Source organism: Microcoleus pseudofavosus SVA1_A4 (genome assembly GCF_036700565.1).
GTDB lineage: Bacteria > Cyanobacteriota > Cyanobacteriia > Cyanobacteriales > Microcoleaceae > Microcoleus.
In genome coordinates this window covers 1-14,641 of record NZ_JAUBPE010000115.1, presented here as the reverse complement: position 1 = coordinate 14,641, position 14,641 = coordinate 1, and the positions used below count along the sequence as shown (strand labels likewise).

Annotated in this window: 10 protein-coding genes and 2 pseudogenes; 6 read left to right on the top strand and 6 right to left on the bottom strand. The window is 42.0% G+C overall.

Annotation, left to right across the window (positions count from 1 at the left end):
- Positions 1–472: 472 nt before the first annotated feature.
- On the bottom strand, positions 473–655 hold the full coding sequence (locus QUA02_RS31000) for a hypothetical protein (protein WP_333033457.1): 183 nt from the start codon (positions 653–655) through the stop codon (positions 473–475).
- A gap of 564 nt (positions 656–1,219) precedes the next feature.
- Here QUA02_RS31000 and QUA02_RS30995 point away from each other — a divergent pair.
- From QUA02_RS30995 to QUA02_RS30985, 3 genes are all read left to right on the top strand, one after another.
- On the top strand, positions 1,220–2,929 hold the full coding sequence (locus tag QUA02_RS30995) for a DEAD/DEAH box helicase (RefSeq protein ID WP_333033455.1): 1,710 nt from the start codon (positions 1,220–1,222) through the stop codon (positions 2,927–2,929).
- A gap of 19 nt (positions 2,930–2,948) precedes the next feature.
- Positions 2,949–3,989, top strand: coding sequence for a hypothetical protein (locus QUA02_RS30990; RefSeq protein WP_333033453.1), 1,041 nt, complete (start codon positions 2,949–2,951; stop codon positions 3,987–3,989).
- 169 nt (positions 3,990–4,158) lie between these two features.
- Positions 4,159–5,523, top strand: coding sequence for an IS4 family transposase (locus QUA02_RS30985; RefSeq protein ID WP_333033451.1), 1,365 nt, complete (start codon positions 4,159–4,161; stop codon positions 5,521–5,523).
- 72 nt (positions 5,524–5,595) lie between these two features.
- On the opposite strand, the pseudogene QUA02_RS33785 reads toward QUA02_RS30985, so the two are convergent.
- From QUA02_RS33785 to QUA02_RS30965, 4 genes and pseudogenes are all read right to left on the bottom strand, one after another.
- Positions 5,596–5,811: pseudogene (locus QUA02_RS33785) on the bottom strand (hypothetical protein); the annotation flags it as partial.
- A 122-nt stretch (positions 5,812–5,933) separates the two neighbouring features.
- Positions 5,934–8,996, bottom strand: a complete 3,063-nt coding sequence (locus QUA02_RS30980) for a GAF domain-containing sensor histidine kinase (RefSeq protein WP_445305229.1) — start codon at positions 8,994–8,996, stop codon at positions 5,934–5,936.
- 14 nt (positions 8,997–9,010) lie between these two features.
- Positions 9,011–11,827: pseudogene (locus QUA02_RS30970) on the bottom strand (ATP-binding protein); the annotation flags it as partial.
- 115 nt (positions 11,828–11,942) lie between these two features.
- Positions 11,943–12,365, bottom strand: a complete 423-nt coding sequence (locus QUA02_RS30965; RefSeq protein ID WP_333033444.1) for a hypothetical protein — start codon at positions 12,363–12,365, stop codon at positions 11,943–11,945.
- A 5-nt stretch (positions 12,366–12,370) separates the two neighbouring features.
- Between QUA02_RS30965 and QUA02_RS30960 the strand changes: the two genes are divergently transcribed.
- Positions 12,371–13,083 (top strand): IS1 family transposase gene (locus QUA02_RS30960; protein ID WP_333033459.1). Its coding sequence is split into 2 segments (ribosomal slippage): positions 12,371–12,910 and positions 12,913–13,083, totalling 711 coding nucleotides; the frame shifts between segments, so codons are not numbered across the junction.
- Between the two features lie 4 nt (positions 13,084–13,087).
- On the opposite strand, the gene QUA02_RS30955 is transcribed toward QUA02_RS30960, so the two are convergent.
- The gene (locus QUA02_RS30955; RefSeq protein WP_333033443.1) at positions 13,088–13,369 is read right to left on the bottom strand and encodes a hypothetical protein; all 282 of its coding nucleotides are present in this window, start codon (positions 13,367–13,369) and stop codon (positions 13,088–13,090) included.
- Between the two features lie 244 nt (positions 13,370–13,613).
- On the opposite strand from QUA02_RS30955, the gene QUA02_RS30950 reads away from it, so the two are divergent.
- On the top strand, positions 13,614–13,943 hold the full coding sequence (locus QUA02_RS30950) for a hypothetical protein (RefSeq protein ID WP_333033442.1): 330 nt from the start codon (positions 13,614–13,616) through the stop codon (positions 13,941–13,943).
- Positions 13,944–14,103: 160 nt separating this feature from the next.
- The gene (locus QUA02_RS30945) at positions 14,104–14,601 is read left to right on the top strand and encodes a hypothetical protein (protein WP_333033440.1); all 498 of its coding nucleotides are present in this window, start codon (positions 14,104–14,106) and stop codon (positions 14,599–14,601) included.
- The last annotated feature ends 40 nt before the right edge of the window (positions 14,602–14,641 follow it).

Here is a 14,641-nt window from a genome sequence, read left to right as displayed (position 1 = left end):
CGTTGATAGGCGTTAAGTGGAAGTCCTGAGAGGGATGAAGCTGAGGCGTACTAATAGACCGAGGGCTTGACCTCTATTGTTTGATGGTGATGATGATGACTTAATTCTCTGCAGTCTTCAGGGTTTTTTACCCTTATTTTTTTTCGGTCTGTCGAAAGACGCACTGGCACCAATCCGATTCCATCCCGAACTCGGTTGTTAAACGCCCAGGTTGCTAATATATTTGGTCATTCACGGCAGCTCGAAAATAGATCAATGCCGCTGGACAATATACAAACAAAAGCTTCTCTGATGTAGGAGCTTTTGTTTTAGGTTTTAAAGAACTTGGACGGGCTAGCCAACTGTTCTACTCTCGGTTTGAGATGATGCCGTAAACCAATCGTCCGGCTTTTGACCTATTTTACCTGTTTATCACGGCGACTTTACTCTCGATCGCGCGATCGTATAACCGCGCCGTGTAACCTTTCTGCACTTATCCAGCAAGCCCTAAATAACGCCGGTCAAGGTAGAGCTGTTTTTTTGATTTACCGAGAATTGTCACTTCGCGGTCGAGCTCAACCAGCAGGCATTCCCGCCCATCCCTCCACACCTCAACTACGGTGGCTCGCTCGCCTTTGTACTCCTCGGCGCCGGGATACCGATCCGAAACTTTCACTCGATCGCCTCTTTTGAATTGGAGTTGAGGGGCGATCGGATTGTTACAAGTTTTTGAGTTGTTAAGTAGTTAAGCAAAATTAATTACATAATTTTCTCCAAATTCTTTAAGTATTTTTTCCACACATGAAACAAGAGCTGGCCAGCTAGAATAGGCATTTATTTCGATCCATTCATATTTAACAATACTTCGGACAGTTTTTTAACGGCCCTGTAAGCCGAGGGCGAGGAAGCCCTGCCATTTTTTACGCATTTTCTGAAACTTAGCGCGCTTACTTAAACCTTGAAAAAATAGTCCAGCATATAGCCAGTAAGGGTTTCGGAGACTCGACTATATCTAAAACTGTCCGAAGTATTGCTTGTGGGACAAGGATTATGTCTCACCACTACTTCCGTATCACTACCAAGCATCATAACTTGGCTGTACAATAAAGGGTTCTAGCCGTGGGTCGCCCGTATTCTTAGCCTCAAACGCTAAGGATAATGACTACACTTATTACCTAGCAAAGCTTTTAGGCTAGCGGACAGGTCTGTTTAGCAGGCCGAGTAAGGAAAAACTATAAATATGGAAAAAAACTATACATTTCAATTCAATCCTTCCACTGCCTTAGAAGCCCTGAAAGCTGGTAAATACGACCCGCTTAACTTCTACGAAGCGCGTTTAGACCTGTTTAACCTCTCGGTAATGGCAGACTATGACCAACTCATTTGCCTACCCACATTAACTGCTATCGACAAATACTGGTATCAGATTGAAACAGCCCGAAAAGTCCTCAGACAAATGGGGGGACGGGCATTACTAGCGGATGAAGTCGGATTGGGTAAAACCATTGAAGCGGGACTAATCATCGCCGAATACTTAGCTAGGGGGATGGTAAAGTCCATCCTAGTGTTAACTCCGGCATCCCTAGTTTCCCAGTGGCAATCAGAGTTAAGTGACAAATTTAATATCGCTACTATCACCACAGATAACCGTGACCCACAACAACCGATAGACGAATTTTGGACAAATAATCCGCGAATTATCGCTTCATTAAACACGGCTAAGTCTGCTAAACATTATCTTCACGTCACCAGTCGTACTTGGGATTTGGTTGTTGTCGATGAGGCACACCATCTAAAAAATCGCAGTACCCTCAACTGGAAACTGGTCAACGCCCTCAATAAGCGGTTTATCCTCATGCTTACTGCTACGCCAGTGCAGAACTCCCTTGTGGAACTGTTTAATCTGCTAACCCTCCTCAAACCGGGACTGCTACAAACAGAAGCCGCTTTTAAAAAAGAATACGTCAATTCCAAGAATGGACGAGTCCCTAAAAATCCCGAAAAGTTACGCACTCTGATGCGGGAAGTTATGGTACGAAATACCCGCGCCCTAGTAGATGTCAAACTGCCCAAACGCTTCGCCACCACAATTACCGTTACCCCGGCAGCCGGAGAGGAGAAACTTTACCAAGACTTGAGCAAGTATCTACGTTCTTCAGAGGACAAACTAGACAGACTCTCCCGTACTAATTTGCTAATGCGAGCGGGTTCATCTCCTAATGCTTTAGCTGACTCCCTCAAGCAACTGACTATCCGCCTACCCGATGAAGAACTGAAGTCTTTAGCTGCACGAGCATCCCAAGTCAAGCAGGTCGAGAAAGCAAAAACCTTAGTAGAGATGCTCTCCAAATCTCGCCAGAAAACCTTAGTTTTCACAACCCATAAAGCAACTAGCACCTATTTAGCTAAAACGCTGCAAGCGGCAAATATCCCCTTTGCAGAATTTACTGGCGGAATGTCCCTTAAACAGAAAGATGAGGCTATAGCCGCATTTCGGGATAATGTTTCTGTACTCTTAGCATCGGAAACAGGGGGAGAAGGACGTAACATCCAGTTTGCTAATGCGATCGTTAATTATGACCTGCCCTGGAACCCAATGAAAATTGAACAGCGCATTGGTCGTATCCACCGCATCGGACAAACCCAGGATGTTTTTATTTTTAACTTCTGTCTCAAAGGCAGTATCGAAGAGTATATTCTGCGGATACTGCACGACAAAATTAATATGTTTGAACTGGTAGTCGGAGAAATTGAAACAATTTTAGGCAATGTGGATGATGAATTTGACTTTAGTGAAGTTGTCATGGATATCTGGCTTAAGCATCAAGTTAAACCCGAATTAGATCGAGCCTTTGAGCAATTGGCAGATAATTTGTTGAAAGCCCAAAAACAATATGAGCAAATTCAAGAACTGGATGAACAGATTTTTGGCGAAGATTTTGAAGCTTGAAAAATTGATTTGATTAAATATGTTATCAGACCCAATAATTACTACTTTAGAAAAAATTGTAGCTCTCCATGACGGAATAGCTGAACCGGCTGGGGAACACGTTTTAAATGCGCTGTTAAATGAAAACATAGCCTCGTTACTTTCTCTACCAGAAGAAGTAACTTTTACAACTATCACTGATGTACCTCAAAGTGTTTTTGTTACTTATCATTCAGAAGTATTAAATAAATTATCTGAACTATTAGCTGTCAAAGGGCAGATTAGTGCCTTGGGTGTAAAATTTGATGGCTATCTAAAAGCTACGGGATTTGACAAAAGCATACCAGAGAGATTCAAACCTCAAAATGGGTTAATTCGTTTTGTAGATGCTAAACCATCAACCACTCGCTACATTTTATGTAATGTGGCTTACACAGCGAATGCCGAAGAAAAAAGGATTGGTCTAGTTTCGTTTATTATCAATGAAATAACAGGAGTAACACCAGTACAAATTGGGGATGCTTTATTTTGGGAGTCTGACAGAATGGATGTGGATAATCAAGAAACACCATTTTCTATTCCTTTTGATGAGTTGTTGAAGTTAATCGAACATCAAAGTGGAATATTGATTGGAAAATCTTTAGATAATTGGCAGGCTAAATTAACAAGAGCAAGAGCTAGGGATGAAGAAAGACTCAAGGATTATTACAACACGATTAGCTCTGGGATTCGCCACAAGATTGAGTTAAAAAATTTGATTGGTGATGAATTAGACAAAGAATTAGCTCGAATTGAAGCTACTAATAGAGAGCTAGATCGAAAATTGTTAGATATCCAAGAGCGTTATGCAATGAGTGTAGAAGCTTGGTTGCACAGTGCAATGATTATCCATCTACCTACAGTACATATTCAATGTGAGTTGCAAAGAAAGAAAACGAAACGGACTGTAACAGTAGTTTGGAATCCGTTCACTAAAATTATTGAACCTCTTTGCTGTGAATTATCAGGAGAACCTGTTTACGATTTCTATTTAGATGATCTATCAGCTAAAATTATCTCCCCGACAGTTTGGACTAGATAAGCGCGAAGCTTTTAGCATCACCGTACAAAAAACCTTATCTGTAGTGACCTGCAATCATCATTTGTGACAAGTTAAGAAAAAGTGCAAATTGTCAAGGGGGTAGACAAAAAAAGGTAAAATAGGATGAAACCTTGACCGGACAAGCAGTTGAGCCATAATTAAACCAGTTATGAATAGCAAAAAACGAATCAACCGAGATCATGCAAAGAAAAAAAATCGTCCCCAAGTAGAAAATGAAGCGGTAGCGAATCACCTAGAAGATTTATTAATTCCAGCAATGGCTGCCCAAAAAACTTTTTATCGCCAATTAAATTTAAGAGATAGGATTCTGACACTACCATTAATGATGGCAGCAATATTAAGTCTCTTATGGCGAGACGTAGCAGGAGTAACAGAATTAACCAGATTATTAAATAGATCAGGATTTTTATGGTGTCAGCCACAAGAAATTAGCCAACAAGCGTTGTCACAAAGATTTTTAACTTTTCCCGCAGTTTTATTTGAAAAAGTATTTAAAGAATTACTGCCTCATTTTCGTCGCGAATGGTTGACTAGAAAATCGAGACCATTACCAGATAGCGTACAATTTGCCTTAAAAAACTTTGAAAATATCTGGATAGCTGACGGCTCAACATTAGAAGCATTATTTCGTAAACTAGAAAGTTTATCAGATGTTCCAATTTGTCAATTATCCGGGAAAATGGGAGTAATAATAGACCTAGTAACTCATCTTCCCGAAGAAATTTGGTTTTGGACAAACCCGAAACAAGCAGATACTAATTGGGAGGAAGAATTACTAAAAACAGTTAAGCCAAAAACCTTGCTGTTATTAGAGAGAGGCTTCTATCACTTCGCTTTTGGGTCAAAATTAATCGAGCAAGAAATTGGATTTATTACTCGGATTAAGAAAGGTGCATCTTATCAAGTCGAGCGGGTATTAACCAATACTTATGATGTCAAAGACCAGATAATTAGGATAGGTGCAGGGACAAAAAAAACACCAGCTTTGACTATAAGATTAGTACAAATTCGCTCGAAAAATTCCTGGCGTTCTTATCTAACAAGTGTCCGAGAACCCCAAATATTGCCCCCCTATGTAGTAGCAGATTTATATCAAAGACGCTGGCGAATAATAGAAGAGGTATTTTGTACAGTAAAAAGATTGTTAAATCTCAGCTATTTATGGACAGGTTCATTAAACGGAATCAAGCTCCAAATCTGGGCTACTTGGCTATTTTATGCGGTTTTAGTGGATTTAGGAGATGCGGTTGCAGATGAATTAGGAGTGCCAATTGAACGTGTTTCATTAGAAATGATTTATCGGGGGATGTATCATTTTTCTGTGGCCTATCAAAAAGGAATAGCTTCTGACCTAGTTAAGTATTTTGCCGACGATAAAAATCAAGATTTAGGGATTGTTAAGCGACGACGAAAACCTCATGTCAGGCTAATTATTTCTCCTTTCCCTGGAACTCAAAGAAGTCCAGAACAATTTTTTTTTAATAATAAAGGAACAAATGGAGTCATATTTTAATTGGATCAACAGGTAAAAAATGAGTAAAATTACTCATTGACAATAGTGCTTTTAGCTTAACTTGTGAGTAATGTAGGGTTCTAGACTGTAGGTTTGAATAATTAGGGGTGAGTTAAGGTTTTTGGCAATGGTGTACTGATTGCGAAACTGCACCAGTTAGCTAAAGGTGGGATACTCGTTTTTCAGGAGTTTGATAACTACAGGTTGTTGGTCATCGGTACGGATGGCTTGATAAACTAAGGTGCGAGTTCCGTTATAAATTGTTTGGATAATTTGATAGTTGAGAATTTGACTGTTTGTGCTTTGGTTGTGGTTTTGGTGGGAGTTATTTATAGCTATTGTTGACGTAAAGTTAGTGAGTGGTTAAATGAGTCTGAAGCTCAGGAAAAAAATTAACTCTTTGGCTCTACTTAAGTTGGTAAGCTGATGATAAATTCTGTTCCCGCTCCCGGTGTTGACTTGACGTGAATAGAACCGCCATGTTTTTCGACGACAATTTGCCGCGCGATCGCCAATCCCAATCCTGTTCCTTTGCCAACGGCTTTTGTAGTAAATAAATGGTCAAATATTTTTTGTTTTACTTCTTCACTCATTCCTTTACCGTTATCAGCAATAACAATTTTTACTCTTTCATTTTCGACGGAGGTTACAATGGTAATGCAGTTAGGATTCGCCTGAATTTCGGCAAAACTCCGACCTGTATTTGATTCATCTAACGCATCGATCGCATTGGCCAGAATATTCATAAACACCTGATTTAACTGACCAGGAAAGCAATGAATCGCCGGAATATTCCCGTAGTTAGTGACAACTTCAATCGCAGGACGTAGTTCATTTGCCTTGAGGCGATGGCGTAAAATCAAGATGGTGCTATCAATCCCTTCGTGCAGGTTGAACTTTTGTTTTTGGTCGCTATCGGCACGGGAGAAAGTGCGGAGACTCTTGCTGATGGATTTGATGCGATCGCCACCATCTTTCATGGCTCTGATTAACTTAGGTAAATCATCCCGTAAATATTCCAGGTCAATTGTCTCTAATTCCTGTTTAATTTCAGTCCCAGGTTGAGGGAATTTATCGTTGTAGAGGTCAATCAACCCAAATAGGTCATTGATGGAATCTTGGACAGCACCAAAGTTGCCAATAATACAGCCGACTGGATTGTTGATTTCGTGGGCAACTCCGGCAACTAAGTTACCCAGAGCGGACATTTTTTCACTTTGAACTATTTGGATTTGTGCTTGCTGCAAATTGTTCAAGGCATTTTCTAATGCCAGCGATTTCTGCTGTAAGGCAAGTTCTGCAACTTTTCGATCGGTAATATAATCTGCCAGCGAAGCAACTCCTATTAACTCGCCATCCGCATTCACAAGCGCATTGTTATACCAAACACAAATAATCGTTTTGCCATCCTTTGTGAGATTTTCATTAATAATGTAATTACCACCCTGCTGCGATATAATATCGATGCTCACTCCCTCTAGTTGTGCTTGAATCGCTTTAGGAACGATGAATTTGAAGTGATGACCCAAAGCCTCCTGCTTGGTATAGCCAAAAATTCGTTCTGCTGCTGGGTTCCAGTCAGTAACCTGAAAATTGATATCCCACTCTATGACGGCTACTGGAGTTTGCTCAACCAATAGCTGGAGTCGTTGCTGAGATGCTTGCAACCGAGATTGTGCGGCGTTCAACCGATCGAGCGATCGCTCTAGTTGTTGAGCATATTGTTGAGAACGCTCGTAAAGTCGCGCATTTTCGATAGAAATTGCGGCTTGAGCGCAGAGTAAATTGAGCAGTTCCACGCGATCGCTGGTGAACGCCCCCGTTGCTAAATTATTTTCTAGATATAAAATGCCTATCAATTTACCTTGATGTAAAATCGGGCTACACAAGATACTCTTCGGCTGCTGACTAATGATATACGGGTCATTGGCTAAGGTGATATCTGCGGTTGCATCCGACAATACTACAGTTTGTTGGCTGTTTTTGACTTTGTAAATCAACTTGTGGGGAATATCTTGACTGTCTTCAATGGCAAGACTTTGTAGCACAACGGGTTGTGTTCCTTGGGTAATTGCGCCTTGAATTTGCAGATGCTTGTCTTGCAACAGCATTAACACGCATTTATCAGCCCCAGAAGTTTCAATCACGATGGAAAGCAAAGATGCAAGCAGTTTTTGAAATTCAATTTCACCAGAGATAGTCTGAGATGCTTTGAGAATTGCGGTTAAATCTAGAGTATTTGAGACACTACTACTGCTGGATGTACACGAACTGGTAGATGTCACAGTTCCCAAACTGAAGATAGTTTCGTAAGTTGAAAGAGGCGAACGGTTTTGCTGTAATATGGGCGCGAGTAATTTCGGGTAGCGGGTTTCCAGGTCAACAACTTTGGCTTTGGCTCCCCAGTGGGCATAGCCGTAGTAAGCTTCGATCATATAGTCCTGAGCAATGCGTTCCTTGCCCCAATTGAGATAGAACTTAGCAGCGAGTTCGTTGGCAAGGGCTGCTTCCTGGATATAGCCGTTAGCTTTGGCTCCAGCAATGGCGCGATCGTAGAGATCGATCGCGTCTGCACTCTGACCCAACACTCGACGGTTTTCAGCCTTGACTAAATCATACTTATGCTGAAAATTCATTGGAGCATAGCCTGCCCATGTCTTCAGCTTCGTTTGGTTTGCAGAAACTTGCTCGAGAATCAGTTCTTGTGGCGCTCGAGCTAGGTCTGGCAACACACGCAAACGGGCCAGAGAGTCATAGAAATGAAAAACTGGGACATAAGGGAGTCCTGCGATCGCCTTTAAATATATCTGTGTTCTATCCGCTTCAGCGATCGCCTCTGATCGCGCCTCAAAAAGATAGGCAAGAATCAGCTTGTGGAAATACCAAACACAAATTACGGTCTGATTTTTGGTTTCAACCAGTGAAACGGCTGTCTCATCAAACGCCTCACCCACCAGATGAATTGGGTTAGTAGATCGTCCTAATAAATTCAGAACCGTTTGGTAATTTAGGATATGTTGTGTGAGTCCAGCGGTCTGCTTCAATTGCTCCATTTTAGTTGCGAATGTCTTCATCGCCTGTTCAAGCACCAGCAAGTCATCGCCAATAAAATAGGAATGGTAGCAGTAAACAAGGACTGCATAAGACGCAAACTCAAAGTCTCCTGTCTCTAAAGCCGTTTGATAAGCTTTTAGTAAAGGAGCTAAAGTAATACGAGTATGCTGTTTCCAGGGAATGACTAGGTTATTAACAAGAAACTCGGTTCGAGCTTTGTTCTCCTTAGAACCTAAATGGTCTAAAAGGTTGAGAGCCAGTTGACCAAATCGATAGCCTGCTTCAATATCTCCGACTGTACTGATCAACGTGATCGCATGAGCAGCATAGGCAAATGTGGATTCTGAGGTGTGTCCATATTGCAGCGAAAGCTCGACTTGCTTAAGTACGATTAGAGGCGTGAGGGAGGGATGAGCCAAAAAAGCAGGAGACCAAGCTTTGCTAAAACGCGCATCGCGGCAATTTGCTCCGGTGCGGTCATTTGGGGCAAATGAATCAAACTCTCAATCGATTTTCCCGCATGCAGCGTTGCGATCTTTTCGAGTTCCTGCTGAAGAACATCTAAAGAGTGAGAATCGGGAAGGGCAACCCCCAAATATTGCAAAATCTGTTGACCGACTTGAAGTGCTTCTAGTAATTTACCTTGAGCAATATAGCCTTGAATTTGAATCTCATAAACTTTTACCTTGTCTAGTAAGTTTTCTGCAAAGCTGACGAGCGTTTCGATCAGTTGTTGTGCTCGATCAAAGTTAGTGTTTAAGAGTGCAGTTTCTGCTGTTTCAACGTGTAGAGCGAGAGACAAGGCATATTGATGAAACCAGCTATCCTCAGACAGGAGTTGTATGCCAATGTCTAAGTACCTTAATGCCTGTTTATAAGCCGATGAGGCTTTGGCCTTGCGACCAGCAACCAGATTAAGCTGTGCTAATCCTTCCCGTTCAATGTTGTCTCTGATTAAGTCGATCGCTGTATTTAGATGATTGACAATTTCAAAAATGTTAGCGTCCAGTTTGGCTTCTGGTGTATTTTGCAGGAGTAAGCGACCGATCTCGTAGTGAGTAGCTTGTTTTTGATCGTCAGGAATTAAAAAGTAAGCCGCTTGTTGGACGCGATCGTGTATAAATTTGTAGGCAACAGTGTGTTGATTTGTCTATATGTCTACAATCTTTTCTTGACCGACATAAAACTTATAAACATCACCAATTGGGACGATCAACTCTTCTTGTAATGCTTTCCATAAACAAGCTGCTGTTTCAATTTGAGATTCTTCGGCAACAATCGCTAAAGTTGCTAAATCAAAAGAGTTACCAATACAAGCTGCCAGTTTGATAATTTCTTGTGTTGATGGCGGCAGTTTACGTAATTGCAGGCTCATAAAAGCCACAACGTCATCTGTAACTGCCTGCATTGTCACTTGGGAAATATCACATTGCCAACAGCCTAATTCAAAGTCAAATTTAATCAGTCCATCTTGATGCAGTGCTTTGAGAAACTGGGTAGCAAAAAATGGATTACCTTTAGTTTTTTGATAGATTAATCCAGAAAGATTCCATGCCAAATCTTCGGGACATTTGAGTGTGTCAGCAACTAATTTATTTACTTGTACTTGACTGAGTGGCGCTAAAGCAATTGTGTTAATTATTGCTTGTGTATTTTGAATTTCACTCAATGTCAATAATAATGGATGTCCAGGATGGATTTCGTTATCACGATACGCACCAATGATAAAAAGATTCCCGGTATCAGCCATTAATAGCTGCATTAATTTTAATGATGCAGAATCAGCCCATTGCAAATCATCTAAAAACATCACTAAAGGATGTTCTTTGCTGGTGAAGACTTGAGTGAATTTTTGAAATAATAAATTAAATCTATTTTGCGCGGCTGTTCCTGATAATTCTACAGATAGTGGTTGTTGGCCAATAATGTTTTCTAATTCGGGAATAACTTCAATAATAACCTGTCCATTTTCCCCGACAGCCTCTAATATTTTATTTCTCCACTCCTGAATTTGGGCATCGCTTTCAGTCAATAATTGCCCCATTAAATCACGAAAGGCTTGCACAAATGCATAAAAGGGAATCCTGCGTTGAAATTGGTCAAATTTGCCTTTGATAAAATAACCCCGTTGTCGCACAATCGGTTTATGCACTTCGTTGACAACTGCGGTTTTACCAATGCCGGAAAAGCCAGCAACCAGCATCATTTCGGTTGCGCCACTACTGACTCGCTCAAAGGCTTGCAGTAAAGTTTCTGTTTCGGTTTCTCGTCCGTAGAGTTTATCGGGGATAATAAAGCGATCGCATACATCTTTCTGTGCAATCTTAAAGTCTTCAATTTGACCTGTTTGTTGTAGTTGATGTAAACATTTTTCCAGATCGAACTTTAAACCTAATGCACTCTGATAGCGGTCTTCGGCATTTTTTGCCATGAGTTTCATGACAATAGCAGAAATTACTGGGGGAATTTCTTTCCGGGTGATTTCTCCACTTTTTTCACCTTTTACTTTTGTTTTTTTATTTTTGATTTTCTCTGGTTGTTTAGCAATATGAGAATGGATCAATTCCATGGGATCGGTTGCTGGAAATGGTAATTCTCCCGTGAGTAATTCGTAGAAAGTTACACCCAAAGAATAAAAATCAGTGCGGTAGTCAATTCCTCGATTCATTCGACCCGTTTGTTCGGGAGAAATATAAGCCAGTGTCCCTTCTAAGACGTTGGGATTTACCAGTGTTTGGGTTTCCCGTGGAAGGAGAGAAGCGATACTAAAGTCAATCAATTTGACTTGTTTCGTTTCAGGATTAATGAGAATATTACTGGGTTTGATGTCTTTGTGAACGATCCGTTCCCGATACAATATATCTAAGCTGTTGCATAGTGCGATCGCGATCGCTAAAAACTCGTGTAAAGATTGTAGATTTCCGCTCATTACCCATTCTTTCAGAGAAATCCCCCCAAAGTCTTCCATGACTAAGGCATAGCCATTTTGATAGGGCTCCAGGCTATAGGTCTGGATAATTCCAGGTTGATGAAGGTTTTTGGAAATGGTATACTGGTTGCGAAACTGCACCAGTTCGCTGAAAGTTGGATACTCATTTTTCAGCAGTTTGATGACGACAGGTAGTCGCTCTTTGGTACGAAGGGCTCGGTATACTACGGTTCGACTTCCTGAATAAACGGTTTCAACAATTTGATAGTTAGGAATTTGATGGGTTGTAGTTAGGTTGTAGTTTGTGGAGGAGTTATTCATTGTTATTTTTGGCGGAAAGCTAATGACGGGTTTGTTGAAGGAGTCTGAATGTCAGGGAAAAGTTTATCTGTTTATCTTGGGAGCATCTCAAATATGCAATGAGTATAAATACTATTCAGGCCAAAGCGAGATTTAAATAAGCACAACGATGTTTCAGAACTTGAGCCAGATTGTCACGATTCCACCCGGCCCCGGATATTTTGATTCTCCGTCCAATTTGTTTAATTGTAGCCTCGACAGCACCGGAACCAATTGCGATCTTTTGAGACTGCATCGCCTGATAGTCAGGAATCCTACATCGATGTCGTTCTAGATAATCCAGAAAGTTCTTGACGTGAGGTACATCCCAGTCAGCCGTCATCAGCGATTGCCCCATCGACCTGACCACGCCAGAGATGAGTCTCCACTGTTCGCAAACGTTGATTAGAACCACCCAATTTGTAAAGGTTTTCCGCATCGGTGATACGGTAGTGCCCTGAAGGAAAGGATCGGAGCAAGCTATAATTAGAGAAGTGTTTGCCATAGCGTGATCTGACATTAGAAATTAATTTTTGCCCTAATTGTGGCTCAAAAGAAGTTAGTCGGAACGGTAAAACTCGGCATCATAAACAAAATTATAAATGCCGAGAATGTGGTCGTCAATTTGTTTTAAATCCGGGATGGAAACCTATTACAAAAGAACAAAAGGAATTAATGTCACGGATGCTACTTGAACGTATTTCTCAGGCGGGAATTGCTCGGGTACTACAAGTGTCAGAAGATACAGTGCAGCGATACGTTAATAGCCAAACGGCTGCTGTTAAGAAGCAAGTGGAGGTGACTCCCAAGGAAAAAAAGCGCTTGAGTGTTCAGATGGATGAGTTATGGTCATTCGTTGATAGTAAAGGAAATCAGCAGTGGATCTGGCTGGCATTGGATGCCCAGACTAGGGAAATTGTTGGTGTACATATTGGAGATCGTAGCGCAGTATCGGCTCAAGCTTTATGGGATTCAATGCCACCAGTGTACCGTCAATGTGCAGTAATTTATACCGACCATTGGAGTGCTTATGATTCTGTATTGCCCAGCAAGCGTCATCGCGCCGTGTAGATAAAGATAGTGGTTTTACTAGCTATATCGAGCGCTTCAATTGTACTATTCGACAACGAGTGTCTCGACTGGTAAGAAAGAGCTTAGCCTTCTCTAAAAAATTAGAAAATCATATTGCTGCAATTTGGCGGTTTGTGCATCATTACAATGCTAATTTACAACTCTAAATGCCTACTTTTCTTTGAATTCAGTTTTATTCTCTCGATCCTTTCCTTCAGGGGAGTACCGCGCGTTAATCCTTGCTTGCCCTCTAAGTTGTTCTCCCGCTGGTTCTATCTCAGAAATCTGAGGAGTATAACCCTCGCCCGCTAAAGCTTTGAATGCCTTAGAGCGTAAAAAATCTGAGACGTTCTGAACTTTCAATCCAACACATTCGGCCCCCTGCGTTTGGCTCATTCGATAGGAGCCGTCTGGCAGCATGAACCCATCGACTGTTAAGGAACCTATTTGCACGCCCGGCTCGAATGGCTCTCGCTGATTCAGTCATATTTCTCCCGTGTTTGACCTTTACTCGAACGCTTGCTGATTGCGGTCGCGGGTTTCCTGTGTTGTGCCAACGCTGCGGTTTTGCTAAGCCTGAGCTTTGTTCGCAAACCGCTACGGGATTTTAACCATTCGTTACATGATATTATCGTGTAAATTCAAACGATTCTATCTCTATAAGATACCATAACATATATGGTAAACGAGGTAGTTTATGTTTGCACTAAAAAGACGTTCTATAGATAAATTTGTAAAACCTGTGAAAGCACGAGAGTTTTGTAGGCTTTGGTTTGATGCCGACGCCCAGATGGAAGCTACCAGAGGCTATAGAGCGGAATGCGTTCGCTTGTTGAGCCGCATCCTGGCCGTGCAAACAGAGACTATTTCGAGTAAATGGGGAAGCGGCATTGATTTCGAGAAAATGCCCGAACAGTACGAACGCACCCTCGCTTATGCCAATTCCCTCCGTTCCATCCTCGACGCGGCGGGCAGCAATCCCGAACTCTCCAACATCATTGCCGAACGCCTCAAACAATCGCGCTAGCAAATAACCCGAAATTAATACCTTCTAATATATGGTAAACTTCTTGACAGCCCCGAACGCAGGTTTTAGGGTGGGAGTGACGCCCCGGCGCAGTGCGGCAAACACAGATGCCGGGACTTCTCCCATTCGCTGATAACACCAGCTACCAAGGAGCAACCTTATGTTCGCAGACTACGGGCAGCCGTCGCAACCCGCCCAATCAAGCTTTGTAGAAATACCCAATCCCCGCGTTACCACCGCAACGGGACGCATCGAAGTAACGGACGTTCGTTCGGAGACCGTCACCGGTCGCCTGCTGGATGACCAAGACAACCCGGTTCTCGAATACGGACGCCCGGTTTACATCTGCGCCCGCAAGTCGGAGGTCATCTGTTCCACAGAACGAGCCAACATGATGAGTTGGTGGGAACTAGGGGAACAAGCGATTACTCCGTACGCGGCACCCAACAAATATTCGCTGGAATCCCTAATCAACCGATTGGATGGACTCAACTTGGACGAACTGTATGCTTTGAGGACGTTCGTCTGTTTGGAAGCCGACCCGTTCCAAGCGTACTCCGGCACTGTCAACAGCGACTTATCCCATTTGCAGCTTTGGTTCCCCACCGTGCGAGCTCTTTGGGGAGCATCCCGGTTTTGTAAATGGTTAAAAGTATGATAAGAGCCAAAATTCTTCGCCCTCTGCTATATGATAGAAC

Coding starts and splice junctions, on each gene's coding strand:
- QUA02_RS30950 (WP_333033442.1), top strand. CDS start 13,614: ATGTTTGCACTAAAAAGACGTTCTATAGATAAATTTGTAAAACCTGTG.
- QUA02_RS30985 (WP_333033451.1), top strand. CDS start 4,159: ATGAATAGCAAAAAACGAATCAACCGAGATCATGCAAAGAAAAAAAAT.
- QUA02_RS30990 (WP_333033453.1), top strand. CDS start 2,949: ATGTTATCAGACCCAATAATTACTACTTTAGAAAAAATTGTAGCTCTC.
- QUA02_RS30965 (WP_333033444.1), bottom strand. CDS start 12,365: ATGTCAGATCACGCTATGGCAAACACTTCTCTAATTATAGCTTGCTCC.
- QUA02_RS30945 (WP_333033440.1), top strand. CDS start 14,104: ATGTTCGCAGACTACGGGCAGCCGTCGCAACCCGCCCAATCAAGCTTT.
- QUA02_RS30995 (WP_333033455.1), top strand. CDS start 1,220: ATGGAAAAAAACTATACATTTCAATTCAATCCTTCCACTGCCTTAGAA.